At 58.7% G+C, this 15,808-nt stretch carries 12 protein-coding genes; 8 read left to right on the forward strand and 4 right to left on the reverse strand.

Annotated features, from left to right (window positions below):
- Nucleotides 1-118: 118 nt before the first annotated feature.
- Both GS605_RS03505 and GS605_RS03510 read right to left on the reverse strand, forming a co-directional pair.
- Nucleotides 119-961 carry a ferritin-like domain-containing protein gene (locus tag GS605_RS03505; protein WP_171723074.1) on the reverse strand — a complete coding sequence of 281 codons (843 nt, stop codon included), beginning with the start codon at nt 959-961 and terminating at the stop codon, nt 119-121.
- Between the two features lie 60 nt (nt 962-1,021).
- The gene (locus GS605_RS03510; RefSeq protein ID WP_171723075.1) at nt 1,022-1,483 is read right to left on the reverse strand and encodes a peroxiredoxin; all 462 of its coding nucleotides are present in this window, start codon (nt 1,481-1,483) and stop codon (nt 1,022-1,024) included.
- A gap of 80 nt (nt 1,484-1,563) precedes the next feature.
- Between GS605_RS03510 and GS605_RS03515 the strand changes: the two genes are divergently transcribed.
- The 4 genes from GS605_RS03515 (at nt 1,564) to GS605_RS03530 (ending at nt 8,095) form a co-directional block, all read left to right on the forward strand.
- Nucleotides 1,564-4,938: a DUF3971 domain-containing protein gene (locus GS605_RS03515; RefSeq protein ID WP_253283235.1), complete on the forward strand. Its 3,375-nt coding sequence runs from the start codon at nt 1,564-1,566 to the stop codon at nt 4,936-4,938.
- A gap of 42 nt (nt 4,939-4,980) precedes the next feature.
- Nucleotides 4,981-6,027 carry a tRNA preQ1(34) S-adenosylmethionine ribosyltransferase-isomerase QueA gene (gene queA / locus GS605_RS03520; RefSeq protein ID WP_171723077.1) on the forward strand — a complete coding sequence of 349 codons (1,047 nt, stop codon included), beginning with the start codon at nt 4,981-4,983 and terminating at the stop codon, nt 6,025-6,027.
- Nucleotides 6,028-6,138: 111 nt separating this feature from the next.
- On the forward strand, nt 6,139-7,410 hold the full coding sequence (locus tag GS605_RS03525; RefSeq protein WP_171631739.1) for an MFS transporter: 1,272 nt from the start codon (nt 6,139-6,141) through the stop codon (nt 7,408-7,410).
- Nucleotides 7,411-7,519: 109 nt separating this feature from the next.
- Nucleotides 7,520-8,095, forward strand: a complete 576-nt coding sequence (locus GS605_RS03530) for a DUF924 family protein (RefSeq protein WP_171631742.1) — start codon at nt 7,520-7,522, stop codon at nt 8,093-8,095.
- Between the two features lie 46 nt (nt 8,096-8,141).
- Here the strand turns inward: GS605_RS03530 and GS605_RS03535 are convergent, their stop codons facing one another.
- Nucleotides 8,142-8,576 (reverse strand): hypothetical protein, encoded by a 435-nt coding sequence (locus GS605_RS03535; RefSeq protein ID WP_171631746.1) that lies wholly within the window; start codon nt 8,574-8,576, stop codon nt 8,142-8,144.
- Nucleotides 8,577-8,789: 213 nt separating this feature from the next.
- On the opposite strand from GS605_RS03535, the gene lpdA reads away from it, so the two are divergent.
- A complete protein-coding gene (gene lpdA / locus GS605_RS03540) occupies nt 8,790-10,184 on the forward strand; it encodes a dihydrolipoyl dehydrogenase (RefSeq protein WP_171723078.1) in 1,395 nt (464 codons plus the stop codon).
- A 153-nt stretch (nt 10,185-10,337) separates the two neighbouring features.
- Here the strand turns inward: lpdA and GS605_RS03545 are convergent, their stop codons facing one another.
- The gene (locus GS605_RS03545) at nt 10,338-11,723 is read right to left on the reverse strand and encodes a dipeptidase (protein WP_171723079.1); all 1,386 of its coding nucleotides are present in this window, start codon (nt 11,721-11,723) and stop codon (nt 10,338-10,340) included.
- A gap of 325 nt (nt 11,724-12,048) precedes the next feature.
- Between GS605_RS03545 and hemA the strand changes: the two genes are divergently transcribed.
- The 3 genes from hemA (at nt 12,049) to ispG (ending at nt 15,800) form a co-directional block, all read left to right on the forward strand.
- Entirely contained in the window at nt 12,049-13,272 is a 1,224-nt protein-coding gene (gene hemA / locus GS605_RS03550; RefSeq protein WP_152458284.1) for a 5-aminolevulinate synthase, read from the forward strand.
- Between the two features lie 129 nt (nt 13,273-13,401).
- Nucleotides 13,402-14,607 (forward strand): helix-turn-helix domain-containing protein, encoded by a 1,206-nt coding sequence (locus GS605_RS03555; RefSeq protein ID WP_171723080.1) that lies wholly within the window; start codon nt 13,402-13,404, stop codon nt 14,605-14,607.
- 71 nt (nt 14,608-14,678) lie between these two features.
- On the forward strand, nt 14,679-15,800 hold the full coding sequence (gene ispG, locus GS605_RS03560) for a flavodoxin-dependent (E)-4-hydroxy-3-methylbut-2-enyl-diphosphate synthase (RefSeq protein WP_171723081.1): 1,122 nt from the start codon (nt 14,679-14,681) through the stop codon (nt 15,798-15,800).
- Nucleotides 15,801-15,808: the final 8 nt, after the last annotated feature.

The raw sequence follows: 15,808 nt of genomic DNA on the forward strand, positions 1-15,808 counted from the left end.
GGGCCGACTGCATAAAGGGCAGGCAGCGTTCGGGCAAGTTTGTTGATCAGTCCGGCGCCAACTGCGTAGAAATCCCCCCAAAGATCGGCGGGAAATTGCCGAAAACAATCTTGAGGCGTCAGTTTGGGATTCCGCCGGGCGTGGGCAGGTCTTCGGTCAGCGGCCAGTAGAAATCGGGCGGCAACCCGGCCTCGGCCCGTTTTTCCTCGTTGAAGGGTGGTTTGAGGACGCCGTGGAAATACCGGCGTACCAATGCGTGAAACACATCCTTGGGGTCCGTGTTTTCACGGCCGCACAGGAAGTGAAACCACTTGGACCCATAAGCGACATGGCCGACTTCTTCGGCATAGATCACCTCAAGCGCCGCGATGGCCTGTTCAGACTTGGCCTTGCGAAAAATCTCGATCATGCCGGGGGTCACATCCAGACCACGCGCTTCGAGCACCATCGGCACGACCGCAAGGCGTCCCATCAGGTCGTCTGCGGTGTCTTCGGCCGCGCGCCACATGCCCGCATGGGCGGGCAAGGCGCCATAATGGCTGCCCATCTGTTCCAGGCAATCGCAGACCATCTCGAAATGGCGCGATTCCTCTTCGGCGCATTTTACCCAATCGTCATAAAACCCGATCGGCATCGGCACATGGCCAAAGCGGGCAATGATATCCCAATGCAGATCGACGGCGTTCAGTTCGATATGCGCCACGGCGTGCAAAAGGGCGATGCGGCCCGCCTCGGTGCCCGGTTTGCGCTTTGGCACCTCGCGCGGAGACAGGAGTTCGGGCCGTTCCGGGCGCGCGGGTCGCAATGGGGGAGATGCCGTACCGATCTCGATCGGGGGGGCGTCGCCCTTGCGCGAGGCAAACCACGCTGCGGCGTGCTGTTTGGACAAGGCGGTCTTTTCCCGACCTTCCGCCGTTGCAAGCACTTCGGTCGCCATCTGAGTCAGCGATTTGGACACCATTATTCTCCGCCTGGTTGGTCCTGTGGCTCTTAAACCGGATGGCGACCGTGGTCGAGGACGTTACAGCGCGCGCACGGCTTCCAGCACCTCGTCCACGTGGCCGGGAACTTTGACCTTGCGCCAAACGCGGGCAATTTTGCCTTCGGGGTCGATGACAAAAGTCGAACGCTCGATCCCCATCGATTTGCGCCCGTACATGTTTTTTTCGACCCACACGCCGTAGTCTTCACAGACGGTCGAGCTCTCATCCGACAACAGCGGTGTGGTCAGCCCATGCTTGGCGACGAATTTGTCATGTTTGGCGACGCTGTCGCGCGAGATGCCGAAAACTTGTGCGCCCGCATCGGCAAAGGCCTGAAGTTGTTCCGAGAAACCGATGGATTCCTTGGTGCAGCCCGGCGTATCATCGCGGGGGTAGAAAAACAGAACCACGGTGCTACCGCGCAACGCCGAAAGCGTCACCTCGCCGCCGCCGTCGCGCGGCAAAGTGAAGTCAGGGGCGATGTCTGAAACGTCGGGCATTGGAAACTCCGCTAAAGGTTTTTAAAGGCTGCCTAATATCATAGGGCAACGCGTGCGGGTTGGAAGGCGTGGATAGCAATTTGAAGCAGCACGAAGACGGTGACGGAGCACAGCCGGATAAGCCCGCGCGCCGTCGGTCTCGCCGTCGGGCCGCTGGTCTGTGGGCCATGCGCGGCACTTTCGTGCTGGTGTTGCTGGCGCTGTTCACCGGTTTCATGGTTGTCGGGCAAAGAATGCACGCACCCGTCTGGCTGCGGGACAGGGTCGAGGCGCGGCTTGAACAGGCATTGGGCGGGCTGCAAATCCGGTTTGGCGACGTGAGTTTCATCATTCACGAGGGATGGCGACCCCGTCTGCGTCTGACCGATGTGGCCATCAGCGACGCTGAGGGTCGGCAAATTGCGCAGGTGTCCGACATGCGCGCCAGTCTGGCGATGCGCCCCTTGTTGCGGGGGCACGTTCGTCCCAAAAGGATAATTCTAAGGGGTGCGCAGGTCGCCGTGACCCGAGACAAGGACGGGGCGCTGAGCCTTACGGTCGGGTCCGGCAGCGCACCGGTGCAGGAGGCCCCGAACCTGGCACAGCTTATCGAGGCTTCGGATCAGGTCTTCCTGTCTCCGGCCCTGTCGGCGCTGACCTCGGTCGAGCTTGATGCGATCACACTGGATTATCGAGATCTTCGGCAGGAGCGGTCCTGGATTCTGGACGGTGGGCATATTCAAGCCAACCGAGCCGGCAACGAAGTGCGCTTGGCAACCGGGTTTTCGGTTCTGGCGGGGCGTGACTATGTCAGTGCCATCGAGGCCAATTATACAAGCGTTCTGGGCACACCTGCCGCACATTTCGGAATCTCGGTCACCGATCTTCCGGCCGAGGACATCGCGGGCCAAACGCCCGCACTTGCCTGGTTGCAGGTTCTGCGGGCCCCGATCTCGGGTGCCTTGCGCGGTGGTGTCGATGAAAACGGCGCGATAGGAACCTTGTACGCCACGCTGAATCTGGGGGCGGGGGCGGTGCAGCCAAACCCGGAAACACGCCCGGTTCCTTTCGAAGCAGCGCGCACCTATTTCACCTATGATCCCGAAGGCCAGATCCTGAATTTCAACGAAGTTTCGGTGGTCTCGGCCTGGGGTAAAGTACAGGCTGACGGAAAGGCGTTTCTGGAAGGTGTGGAAGATGGCGTGCTGGACAGCCTGTCTGCACAGTTGCGGCTGTCCGGTATCAACGTAAACCCGGCAAACCTGTTCCCGCAGCCTATTCAGCTTTCGCGGGCCAGCCTGGATTTCAAGATGGCCCTCAATCCGTTCCAGCTGAATCTGGGTCAGATGACCATAGAAGATCCGGGTCACACGGTGCGTGCCTTTGGTGTCCTGACCGGGCGGCCGGATGGCTGGGCCGTCAAGCTGGATGCCCATTTGGATCAGATGACCTCAGACAAGGTGCTCAGTTACTGGCCCGAACGTCTGGCCCCGAAACCGCGAGAGTGGGTGACCGAAAACCTGTACGAAGGGGTTCTGTCGGATATGGATTTTGCCCTGCGCCTGCTGCCCGGATCCAAACCCGATCTCTATCTGGATTTCGGGTTTGAAAAGGCGAAGGTCCGATTTGTCAAAACCCTGCCGCCGATCGAAAACGCTCAGGGTCAGGCCAGCTTGCTCAATCAACGCTTTACCGTCACTGCGCAGCAGGGCGTTGTGATTGCGGATGACGGCGGTGCTGTTGATGCGTCGGGGACGTCCTTCATCATACCCGATACGGATATCAAGAAATCCGCGCCGGCGATTGCGCGCATTCAGGCCAAAGGCAGCGTGACGGCCGCGTTGTCTTTGTTGGACCGGCCTCCGCTGGAATTGCTCAGCAAGACGGGGTTACCCGTTGATGTGGCAAAAGGAACGGTGTCGCTTGCGGGAACCCTTTCCCTGCCCTTGAAAAAGGGTCTCAAGTTTGACGAGACCGAGTTCCATTTCGACGGAAGGTTGGCCAACCTGTTCAGTGACCGCTTGGTGCCCGGATTTGACATCAGTGCTGATCTTCTGGCCCTTTCTGGTGATCAGTCCGGCGTTCAGATTCAGGGGCAGGGGCAGTTCGGGGACGTACCGCTGACGGCGCTCTGGCGGCAGCCGATAGACGGCAAGTCTGAACAGCGAAGCACCCTGACCGGTCAGATCGAGCTGTCGCCGCGATTGATGGATGAGATCGGCGCCGGTCTGCCTCCGGGGATGCTGACCGGCAAAGGGATTGCAGATATCACGTTGGGGCTCGGCGCCGGGGTTGCCCCGAAATTGTCCGTCACGTCCGATTTGAAGGGTGTCGCGCTAGCCATACCCGAACTTGGTTGGAGAAAGGGGGCCAATTCGACCGGCTCTCTGACGGCCGAAGCGACTTTGGGGTCGCAGTTGAAGGTGGATAGCCTGCGCATAAATGCAGCGGGTTTGCGTACAACAGCCTCCATCACGTTTCGTGAAAACGGCGAATATGACCGGGTTCGCTTCACCTCTTTTGACCTGGGCGATTGGCTGGCGGTCCCGGCAGAGCTGATCGGGCGCGGAAACGCCATGCCGGATATCCGTGTGCTTGGCGGCGTCCTTGATATGGGCCGCGCGAATTTCGGCGAAAGCGGCGGATCGGGCGGCGCGGGCGGTGCCGGGCCGAAACTGGACGTGACGCTGGATCGCCTTCAGGTTACGGAAACCGTCGCGCTGACCGGGTTCCTGGGTGCCTTTCAGACGACCGGCGGAATACAAGGGAACTTCACCGCGCAGGTCAATGGTGGCGCGCCGGTCAGGGGGCAGGTCAGCCCCAGAGGGAACCGAAGTGCCGTTGACCTGACGTCGCAAGATGCGGGGTCCGTGCTGCGATCGGCCGGAGTACTGACACAGGCGCGGGGCGGAGAAATGACCCTCAAGTTCGAACCTGTGGCCGCAGCCGGCAGCTATGACGTGATACTGAGAATCACCAACACACGGATCACCGACGCCCCGGCCATGGCGGCCTTGCTGAATGCCATCAGCCTTGTGGGCCTGTTGGATGAAATGGCGGGGCAGGGTATCTTTTTTGCGGCAATCGACAGCCGGATGCGTGTCACCCCCACAGACATCAAAGTGCTCAGCGGCAGTGCCGTCGGCCCGTCGATGGGCCTGTCTTTTGATGGCACCATCGACACGGTGAACGGATTGCTGAACCTGCGCGGTGCGATCTCGCCCATATACCTGCTCAACGCAGTTGGCAGCGTGTTTACGCGCAAGGGTGAAGGCGTTTTTGGCTTCAACTACACTCTGACCGGCCCGCTTGCCTCGCCCAAAGTGTCGGTAAATCCGTTGTCCGGTCTCGCACCTCTGTTCCTGCGCGACCTGATGCGCGCCCCGGCCCCCAAAGTTCAGGATGGTCCGAACGCAGTGCCGCAGAAGCCGGATGAACCCAAACGCACATTCGGCTCATCCCCAAGTGACCGATGACAGGATATGGCCGAATCTGATGCAGGGTTGTAAGGCGCGGGCATGAAACTCAGCGATTTTGATTTCCATCTGCCCGAAGACCTGATCGCCACGCGGCCGGCCAGCCCGCGTTCCTCTGCACGTCTGCTTGTGGCGCAGGGGGATGCAATCACGGACAACCATGTTTTCGACCTGCCCGATTTCCTGCGGCCCGGCGACCGGCTGGTGTTGAATGACACACGGGTTATTCCGGCGCGACTGAACGGCCGGCGTCACCGAGACAGCGCGCAGGGGCCGGTTTCCGCAGGGATCGAGGCCACTTTGCTGGATCCACAGGCCGATGGCACGTGGTCTGCGTTGATCAAGCCGCTCAAGAAGGTGAAGCTTGGGGAAGAGATTGTCTTCTCGGACGATCTCAGCGCCACGCTGGACAGGGTTGCGGATGGCCAGGCGCATCTGCGCTTCAATCTCAGCGGCGAGGATTTCGACGCGGCGCTGGATCAGGCCGGAGCAATGCCTTTGCCGCCCTACATCGCAGCCAAACGTCCGGCTGATGAACGGGACAAGACGGACTATCAGACCATCTGGGCAAATCATTCAGGCGCCGTGGCCGCCCCGACCGCATCGTTGCATTTCGATGAGGCGCTGATGCGGGCGCTGGCAAAACGGGGGGTAAGCTTCACGCATGTGACGCTTCATGTGGGGGCAGGGACTTTTCTTCCGGTCAAGGTTGAGGATGTCACAACACACAAGATGCATGCTGAATGGGGGCAGGTAAGCCCTGGCGCCGCCGCCGAGATACAGGCAACCAAGGTCGCCGGCGGGCGGGTGATCCCGGTAGGGACAACGGCTTTGCGCCTGATCGAAAGTGCGGCAAGGTCAGGAAAGATTGAACCCTGGGAAGGCGAAACGGATATCTTCATCTATCCCGGTTTTGAATTCCATGTCACTGACGCATTGATGACCAATTTTCATCTGCCGAAATCCACGTTGCTCATGCTGGTTTCGGCACTGATGGGACAGGATCGGATGCGCGATGTCTACGCGCATGCCATCGCCCGGAAATACCGGTTCTTTTCCTATGGCGACGCGTCGCTTTTGTTCCCTTGAGAGGCGCGGAAACAGTATCACGGATCGGGAATGTCGTAGACAAGCGCGACGCAGGCGGTCTTTGATCGCAGAACGACATTAAAAACAGGTTGGCATTAGTCGGAGGCCCCAATGATTCAGGTCCTTTCCAGCGCATGGGCGCTGCTGCTCGGCATGGGGTTGCTGATGGTCGGAAACGGCCTTCAGGGCACGATTCTGGGTGTGCGGGGTGAGATCGAAGGCTTTTCGACCTTCGAGATGTCTTTTGTCATGTCGGCTTATTTCCTGGGCTTTCTGGGCGGCTCACGCCTTGCGCCCGAGATGATCCGGCGTGTTGGCCACGTGCGGGTCTTTGCGGCCCTTGCGTCGTTCATTTCAGCCGTGATGATTATGTATCCCATGCTGACAAACCCGATCGCATGGATTCTGGGCCGGGTGGTGATCGGGTTCTGTTTTTCGGGCGTCTATGTCACCGCCGAAAGCTGGCTCAACAATGCGGCCAGCAACGAAAATCGCGGGCAGGCGCTGTCGCTCTATATGATCGTCCAGATGACGGGGATCATCAGTGCGCAGGCGCTTGTTCTTGTTGGTGACCCGGCCGGTTACGAGACCTTTGTGATCGCCTCGATCCTGGTTTCAGTGTCCTTCGCACCGATTTTGCTGTCAATCTCGCCCACACCGGCCTTTGATACCACCAAACCGATGACCCTGAAGAAACTACTGGAAACCTCGCCTCTGGGCTGCGTGGGCATGTTTCTTCTGGGGGGCGTGTTTTCGGCGCAGTTCGGCATGGCGGCGGTGTATGGCGCCCGGGCAGGGTTGTCGCTAGTTGAAATTTCGACCTTCGTTGCAGCATTTTATGTTGGTGCGGTGGTCTTGCAATACCCTTTGGGCTGGTTTTCTGATCGTATGGATCGCCGCTTTCTGATCTTGCTTGTGGCGCTCGCCGGTGCCGGTGGCGCAACGATCGCTATGATGATGGGCGGATCGTTTCCAATTCTGCTTGCTTCGGCTTTCCTGATCGGCGGTATGTCCAACCCGCTTTACTCCTTGCTGATTGCGCATGCGAATGACTTTCTGGATCACGAGGATATGGCGGCCGCATCCGGTGGGCTGGTATTCATCAACGGTCTGGGCGCGATTGCCGGGCCGGTGATCACCGGATGGCTGATGGGGGATGCCGTATTCGGGCCACCGGGCTTTTTTCTCTTTATTGCGGCACTGTTACTCGCAATGGCACTTTACGCCCTGTATCGGACGACGCAGCGGGCATCGATACCCGTGGACGAAACCGGCACAATGTCGACGCTGTATCCAACAGCTTCGCCAGTTGCGTTTGAAGTGGCACAGGAAGTCGCCATCGAAGCCGCCGAGGCCGAACAGGCTGAGCAGGAAGATGCCTAGGACACAGGATTATGTCGCAAGTGTTGCAATATGTTACTGTAACAGTTCTGCAAAACGGCCTTAAATGACGTTACGTCCAGACTACGGGCACAAGACGGAGTTTAAGGCAATGGTAACGCCTGAAGAAGTATTGAGTTTTTGGTTAGATGAGGTGGGTCCAAAGGGCTGGTACAGTGAGGATGAAGCGCTGGATTCAGAAATCCGCGCACGTTTTCAATCAACGTGGGAGGCTGCGGCCGAGGGCAAGTTTTCGCTCTGGCTGACCTATCCCAGCGGGTCACTGGCTTACATAATTTTGACGGACCAATTTCCACGCAACATGTTCCGCGGGCAAGCGCGTGCTTTCGCGACGGACCGAGCGGCCCTGGCGGCTGCCAAATGCGCGGTGGACAGAGGTTGGGACAAGAAGATCGATGAACCGGCCCGGCAGTTCTTTTACCTGCCGATGATGCATTCGGAAAATCTGTGTGATCAGGAACGCTGCGTGCGTCTGATCTGTCAGAACCTAAGCGGCGATACAAGCAATCTGCTGCACGCCCGTGCGCATCGTGAAGTGATCCGCAAGTTCGGTCGTTTCCCTTACCGGAACAAAGCACTGTCGCGCAGCTCAACCCCCCATGAAGTGGCTTACGTCGACATGGGCGGCTATGGCAGCACCGTACGACAACTGCAAGCGATGGCCTGAGATCGCAGATACATGTTGTGCGCCTCGGTTGTTCGCGCGGGGCGCTTCAGGATCCCGGCTCACATCCTTTGAACGCCAGGACGCGTTCGGATGCGATGTCTGCTCCGGTCTGTATGGCTTGGGCGATCAGAACCTCTGGTGTCTCTGCAAGTTCTGTGAATCGCTCCTGCGCAGATTGCAGCTTTTGTTCAACCGCGTTCAGGCGGCGCAATGTTGCCTGGATATTTTGAGCGGTTTGACTGTCCGTAACCTGATTTTCCTTCATCAGCGTCGCCAAATCGTCACGCAACGCGGAAAGTTCGCCCCGAATGCCCTTCGCCTCATCCCGAAAAGGGGCAAGAACCTGTACGGCCGTTGAGAATTCTGCCGAGACGCTTTCGACTTTCGATGCCAGCTTCCAGCCTAAAAACAAGCAAAGCGCCACAAGTATCAAAGTTGCGTTAAGCAGAGCAAGCGCCAGATCTTTCAGTGTTTTGGCCATGGTAAACCCCTTGAATTCAATGTCTTCACGAATGTCCGAGCGGCGTCGGCAGTTCCGTTCTAGCCATAGCGCGGGCCGGGGTATAGGCTGAAATCCGCACATTCAGGCATGGTTTACCTTGCGTCTCATTTGTCGCGGGAAGGCGTGTTGATGCGTTTCTGGAAATAGTTTAATGGTAAACTAAATTTTCACCACCTGCGCCGAGAGGAACACATGGCTGCACAATCCTATGATCTGATCGTAATCGGGGCTGGCCCCGGTGGCTATGTCGCCGCCATCCGTGCGGCCCAGCTTGGTCTGAAAACCGTCGTGGTCGAGCGCGAGCACCTTGGTGGCATCTGCCTGAACTGGGGGTGCATTCCCACCAAGGCATTGCTGCGGTCCTCCGAAGTGTTCCATCTGATGGAACGCGCCAAGGATTTCGGATTGAAGGCCGACAAGATCGGTTACGATCTGGACGCGGTCGTCAAGAGGTCCCGTGGTGTTGCCGGGCAGCTTTCGGGCGGCATCGGCCATCTGCTGAAAAAGAACAAAGTCGCCGTGGTGATGGGTGAGGCAACAATCCCCGCAAAAGGCAAAGTCAGCGTCAAGACCGACAAGGGCACCGAAGAACTGACGGCCAAGAACATCATTCTTGCAACCGGCGCACGGGCCCGCGAACTGCCCGGTCTCGAGGCTGACGGCGATCTGGTCTGGACGTACAAGCACGCGCTGCAACCGCCCCGGATGCCAAAGAAACTGCTGGTCATCGGCTCGGGCGCGATCGGCATCGAATTTGCAAGTTTCTACAACACGCTGGGGGCCGACACGACGGTGGTCGAGGTGATGGACCGCGTGTTGCCCGTGGAGGATGCGGAAATCAGTGCCTTGGCCAAGAAAGCCTTCATCAAGCAAGGCATGACCATCATGGAAAAAGCCATGGTCAAGCAGTTGGATCGCGGCAAGGGCAAGGTCACCGCTCATATCGAGGTCAAGGGCAAGGTTGAAAAGCACGAGTTCGACACCGTTATCTCGGCTGTCGGGATTGTTGGGAATGTCGAAAACCTCGGGCTCGAGGCACTGGGCGTCAAGATCGACCGCACGCATGTGGTGACGGATGAATATTGCCGCACCGGCGTCGATGGCCTTTACGCGATCGGTGACATCGCGGGCGCGCCTTGGCTTGCACATAAAGCCAGCCACGAAGGTGTCATGGTTGCCGATCTGATCGCGGGCCAGCATGCGCATCCGGTCAAGCCCGAAAGCATCGCCGGATGTACCTATTGTCAGCCGCAGGTGGCCTCGGTGGGATATACCGAAGCCAAGGCCAAAGAGCTGGGTTACGACATCAAAGTCGGTCGCTTCCCCTTCATCGGCAACGGTAAGGCCATTGCTCTGGGCGAACCGGAAGGTCTGATCAAAACCGTGTTCGACGCCAAGACAGGCGAATTGCTGGGGGCCCATATGATTGGCGCGGAAGTCACGGAACTGATTCAGGGCTATGTGGTTGGGCGGCAGCTGGAGACCACCGAAGAAGACCTGATGAACACGGTCTTCCCGCACCCGACTCTGTCAGAAATGATGCATGAAAGCGTGTTGGATGCGTATGGTCGCGTGATCCATATGTAACGTCATACGCGTGTTGCGGTCGGGCAGGGGGCTCTGCCCCCGCCTTGCTGCGCGCGGCTCCCCCGGGATATTTTGGGCCAGATGAACAAGGGATCCTTTATTCATCTGGCGGCAAATATCCCGGAGCGCGAGGCAGAGCCTCGCTGAAATCCGTTACTGGTTCAAAGCATCCAGAATGCGGGCCCAAGAACGGATACCCTTGTGGAAGCTTTTGACGTCGTATTTCTCATTCGGCGAATGGATGGCGTCATCCTCGTTGGCATAGCCGACCAGCATCGAATCCAGCCCCAGAACGGTATTGAAATACCCGACGACGGGGATCGAGCCGCCCATGCCGGTAAACACCGCTTCGCGGTCCCACTCGTCCGACAGTGCTTTGCGCGCGGCTTCGAATTCCGGGCGATCGATATTCATGACCGAAGCGGGCGAACCTTCCAGATCGTTGTCCCAGACAACTTTTGCATCCGGGGACAGGCGATCCTCGACATGTTTGCGGATATTGCTGCGCAGCGCGTCGGGGTCCATGTCGCCGACCAGTCGGCACGTGATTTTACAATGCGCTTCCGAAGGGATAACGGTTTTCGAGCCTGCGCCATTGTATCCGCCCCACAGCCCGTTCACCTCAAGTGTCGGGCGCGCCCATTGTTGTTCGAGCGTCGAATAGGCTTTTTCGCCGTGCGGCTGGGTATAGCCGACAGAATTCAGATAATCCGCTTCGTCGAAGCCGCAATTCTGCCACTGGCGCAGCTGGTCCTGGGGCACTTCATGAACGCCTTCATAGAAACCATCGACCGCGACACGTCCGGTTTCGTCATCATAGAATGAGGCAACGATTTTCGACAGCTCGCGCAGCGGGTTCAGCCCCGGGCCACCGTAATGGCCGGAGTGCAGATCGATGCGGGGCCCGATGATGGTGAACTCGTCCTTCAGCATGCCGCGCAGCTGCGCGGCAATCGACGGAACACCTCGCGATACCATGGATGTATCGCAAACCAGCGCCAGATCCGCTTTGAGTTCGGCCGCGTTTTCTTCGAGGAAGGGGACCAGAGAGGGTGAGCCGGATTCCTCTTCGCCTTCAAAGAAGAAGGTGATGCGGCAGGGCAGGGATCCGTGCACCGCTTTCCAGGCGCGGCAGGCTTCGACGAATGTCATCAACTGACCTTTGTCGTCCGATGCGCCGCGCCCGCGGATAACGGGGCCGTGCTCGGTATCTTCGATGGCGGGGTCGAACGGGTCGCGCGTCCAAAGGTTCAACGGATCGACAGGTTGCACATCATAATGGCCATAAAACAGGATATGGGGTGCATCCGAGTCCTCGCCCACATGTCCTACGACCATCGGGTGCCCCGGAGTTTCCCGTTTTTCTGCTGCAATTCCGATACTGTTGAGGTCGGCAACCAGCCAGTCGGCTGCACGGCTGACGTCGGCCTTGTACGCGGGATCGGTTGAGATCGAAGGGATGCGCAGCAGCTCCATCAGGCGGTCGATCGAGGTTTGCAGATCTTCGTCAATCCGGTTCAGCACGGTGTCTAGCGACATGGGGATCTCCTGCTTGTCAGTGTTCGGGCGAACCCTAGCAGCGTTGACAGCGCCGTCCAGAGCGGTTGATCTGAATTGTTCATGCAATCACGAGCCCGCGAATGACGTTGCGCGGGCTGCGTCGTTTCCACGCGTCCGATAGCCGGAACTCTACTTGCCGTGAGCATTGCAAACTTATATTTGATGCAAATCAAAGTTGGGTTCACCTGTTCGGCTGTAACCAGCTGAATAAAGTAACACAAAGCTGCTGATACAGGTTAAGCTGTGGGATGTGGCAGACTAATTGCCCAAGGGAAACCGGAAACGGGCATTCAAGGAGGGTCCGTTGGACTATACTGCTCAGCTCGATTCAGCGATTGCCAGGCTGCATGACGAAGGACGTTACCGGACCTTTATCGATATCGAACGTCGCAACGGTCATTTTCCGCACGCGGTGCGCACGCGCCCGGACGGCTCGCAGCAGAACATCACCGTATGGTGCGGCAATGACTATCTGGGCATGGGCCAGCACCCTGTTGTTCTGAACGCAATGCACGAGGCGGTCGAAGCCGCAGGTGCCGGGTCGGGCGGTACGCGCAACATCTCGGGGACAACGGTCTATCACAAACGGCTCGAGGCCGAGCTGGCAGATCTGCATGGCAAGGAAGCCGCGCTTTTGTTCACCAGCGCGTATATCGCCAACGACGCCACGCTCAGCACGCTGCCCAAGCTGTTTCCGGGGCTGATCATCTATTCTGACGCGCTGAACCATGCTTCGATGATAGAAGGGGTGCGCCGAAACGGCGGGGCCAAGCGCATCTTCCGTCATAACGACGTGGCGCATCTGCGCGAATTGCTTGAGGCGGACGATCCCGCCGCACCCAAGCTGATCGCCTTTGAATCTGTCTATTCGATGGACGGTGATTTTGGTCCGATCGAAGAAATCTGCGATCTGGCAGATGAATTCGGCGCGCTGACCTATATCGACGAAGTGCACGCGGTGGGCATGTATGGCCCGCGCGGTGGCGGCGTGACCGAGCGTGACCGGCTGGCACATCGGATCGACATCATTAATGGCACTCTGGCCAAGGCCTATGGCGTCATGGGGGGCTATATCGCCGCCAGCGCAAAGATGTGCGATGCCGTGCGGTCTTATGCGCCGGGCTTTATCTTTACGACATCGTTGCCGCCGGCAGTTGCCGCAGGAGCTGCTGCATCCGTTGCGCACCTGAAAACCGCGTCTGAGCTGCGCGAGCAGCACCAGACTCAGGCGAAGATCCTCAAGCTGCGGCTGAAGGGAATGGGCCTTCCGCTGATCGACCACGGCAGCCATATCGTGCCTGTGATCGTCGGCAATCCGGTGCACACCAAGAAGCTCAGCGATATGCTGCTGGACGATTATGGCATTTACGTGCAACCGATCAATTTCCCGACCGTCCCGCGCGGAACCGAGCGTCTGCGTTTTACCCCGTCTCCGGTGCATGGACCCGACGAAATGAACCGTCTGGTGCAGGCGATGGACGAACTTTGGTCACATTGTGCGCTAAATCGCGCCGAACTTGCCGGATAACCTAACGCCAAAGTGTGCAACGAGTTTGCCGCGTGTTAAGCTTACGCTAACAAAACGAGTAGACGAATCATTCTGGGGATGATTCGCCACTTACGCGAAATACGCGACAGGCAGAATGGGGCAGCAGGGATGATTGGGCGCAGATCTCAGCGCGAATCCGAAGAGGACGTAGATGTCAGACCAAAGGGGTTTGACGACTACGAAGTTCGCCTAGGCGACAAGATGCGTGGTGAACGCGCAACGATGGGCAAATCTCTTCTGGATGTTCAGCGCGAGCTGCGGATCAAAGCCAACTATATCGCTGCAATTGAAAACGCCGACCCCGATGCGTTTGATACACCCGGCTTTATCGCCGGGTATGTGCGTTCCTATGCGCGCTATCTGGGGATGAACCCTGATGAGACCTTCGCGTCTTTCTGCAAGGAAAGCGGATTTGAGGTTGCGCATGGCATGTCCGCAGAGGCCTCGGTGGTGCGGAAACCTTCGGGGGCTCTGCCTGCGCGCGGCCCGATGGGGCGGGATCCGTTCATTTCGCCCAATACGCCCTATATTCCGGGCAAGGAGTCTCTGGTCAGCCAGATTGAACCTCGCGCAATCGGCTCGTCGCTGGTTTTGATCGCGGTGATCGGTGGCATCGGCTATGGCGGTTGGTCTGTTTTGAACAAGATTCAGCAAGTTCAGGTCAGCCCGGTTGAACAGGCACCGGTGGTTCTGTCTGATCTGGATCCGCTGGATGCGGCGCGCAGCAACGTGTCAGATCATGTTGCGGAAGTGGCAAGCGCCGAAGCATTGGACCGTCTCTATCGTCCGCAGGCGCTGGATGTTCCGGTGCTGGTTGCGCGGGATGCTCCGATCTCAACGCTTGATCCGCGCGAGGTTGGAACCTTCCGCCCGCCCGAATTGCCGCAGTTCGAAGTGGCTGAACTGCACACGGTCGAAAAACCGGCCCTGCCGCAAGTGGTCGAACAGATCGATACCACGCTAAAGATCGTGGCGGTTGATCCGGCATGGATGCGCGTGACGGCTGCGGATGGCAGCGTCATTTTCGAAGGTACACTGGGAACCGTCGAGCAAGGCAGTGTATTCGAAGTGCCCCTGACGGAAGAACCGCCGACATTGCGTGCGGGCGCGTCGGGATCGGTATATTTCGCGATGAACGGTGAACATTACGGCCCGGCGGGTGCTCCGGGAACGGTCGCCAAGGGTGTCGTTCTGTCGAAAGACGCCGTGTCCGAGGCCTATGCCGTCGCCGATCTGGAGGCGGAACAGAACAGTGCGCTCAAGCAACTGGTGGCGGAACTGCAAACCGAGGCGACAGAAACGCCCGCCGAGTGATCTAGCCATTGCGATAACCCTGTTGCCGAACTATCTACAGTCGCAACTCAGGCAGACGCGGATCCGTCCTTATGTCCCTCAATCACGTGCGCCCATGGCGCGACATCTATCGTCGTAAATCCCGTCAAATCATGGTCGGCAACGTCCCCGTCGGTGGCGATGCACCCATTGCCGTTCAAACCATGACCAACACGCTGACCACCGATGTGGCGGCGACCGTGGCGCAGGTACAGGCGGCGGCTGAGGCTGGCGCTGACATCGTTCGCGTTTCGGTTCCTGATGAGGCGTCGTCCAAGGCATTGAAAGAGATCGTGCGCGAAAGCCCGGTGCCCATCGTTGCGGACATCCATTTCCACTATCGGCGCGGGATCGAGGCCGCCGAAGCAGGCGCTGCCTGTCTGCGCATCAATCCCGGCAATATCGGAGACGAAACCCGTGTAAAAGAAGTCATCCAGGCGGCGCGCGACCACAACTGCTCGATCCGCATCGGCGTGAACGCGGGCAGCCTGGAAAAGCACCTGCTTGAGAAATATGGCGAGCCGTGCCCCGAAGCGATGGTCGAAAGCGGGCTGGAACATATCCGCATCCTTCAGGACAATGATTTTCACGAGTTCAAGATCAGCGTAAAGGCCAGCGACGTGTTCCTGTCGGCCGCGGCTTATCAGGGCATTGCCGAGGCGACGGATGCCCCCATCCATCTGGGCATTACCGAGGCCGGAGGGCTGGTCAGCGGCACGATCAAATCGGCCATCGGGCTAGGCAACCTGCTGTGGATGGGGATCGGCGACACGATCCGCGTCAGCCTGTCTGCTGACCCGGTGGAGGAGGTCAAGGTCGGGTTTGAAATCCTTAAATCCCTTGGCCTGCGTCATCGGGGTGTCAATATCATCTCGTGCCCATCCTGCGCGCGACAGGGTTTTGATGTCATCAAAACCGTCGAGGCGCTGGAACATCGCCTTGAACACATCAAGACGCCGATGTCCCTGTCGATCATCGGCTGCGTGGTCAACGGCCCGGGCGAAGCGCTGATGACCGATGTTGGTTTCACCGGCGGCGGTGCAGGGTCCGGCATGGTCTATCTGGCCGGCAAAGCCAGCCACAAAATGTCGAACGACCAGATGATCGATCACATCGTGGAAGAGGTCGAGAAAAAGGCGGCAGAACTGGATGCGGCGGCTGAAGCGGCTGAATAGCCTGTTTC

The organism is Ruegeria sp. HKCCD7559 (assembly GCF_013110575.1).
Taxonomy (GTDB): Bacteria; Pseudomonadota; Alphaproteobacteria; order Rhodobacterales; family Rhodobacteraceae; genus Ruegeria.

Bases quoted from the DNA above. Each gene is read 5' to 3' on its own strand.
- queA (WP_171723077.1), top strand. From the start codon at position 4,981: ATGAAACTCAGCGATTTTGATTTCCATCTGCCCGAAGACCTGATCGCC.
- GS605_RS03555 (WP_171723080.1), top strand. From the start codon at position 13,402: ATGATTGGGCGCAGATCTCAGCGCGAATCCGAAGAGGACGTAGATGTC.
- GS605_RS03530 (WP_171631742.1), top strand. From the start codon at position 7,520: ATGGTAACGCCTGAAGAAGTATTGAGTTTTTGGTTAGATGAGGTGGGT.
- GS605_RS03505 (WP_171723074.1), bottom strand. From the start codon at position 961: ATGGTGTCCAAATCGCTGACTCAGATGGCGACCGAAGTGCTTGCAACG.
- ispG (WP_171723081.1), top strand. From the start codon at position 14,679: ATGTCCCTCAATCACGTGCGCCCATGGCGCGACATCTATCGTCGTAAA.
- GS605_RS03535 (WP_171631746.1), bottom strand. From the start codon at position 8,576: ATGGCCAAAACACTGAAAGATCTGGCGCTTGCTCTGCTTAACGCAACT.
- GS605_RS03545 (WP_171723079.1), bottom strand. From the start codon at position 11,723: ATGTCGCTAGACACCGTGCTGAACCGGATTGACGAAGATCTGCAAACC.
- lpdA (WP_171723078.1), top strand. From the start codon at position 8,790: ATGGCTGCACAATCCTATGATCTGATCGTAATCGGGGCTGGCCCCGGT.
- GS605_RS03510 (WP_171723075.1), bottom strand. From the start codon at position 1,483: ATGCCCGACGTTTCAGACATCGCCCCTGACTTCACTTTGCCGCGCGAC.
- GS605_RS03525 (WP_171631739.1), top strand. From the start codon at position 6,139: ATGATTCAGGTCCTTTCCAGCGCATGGGCGCTGCTGCTCGGCATGGGG.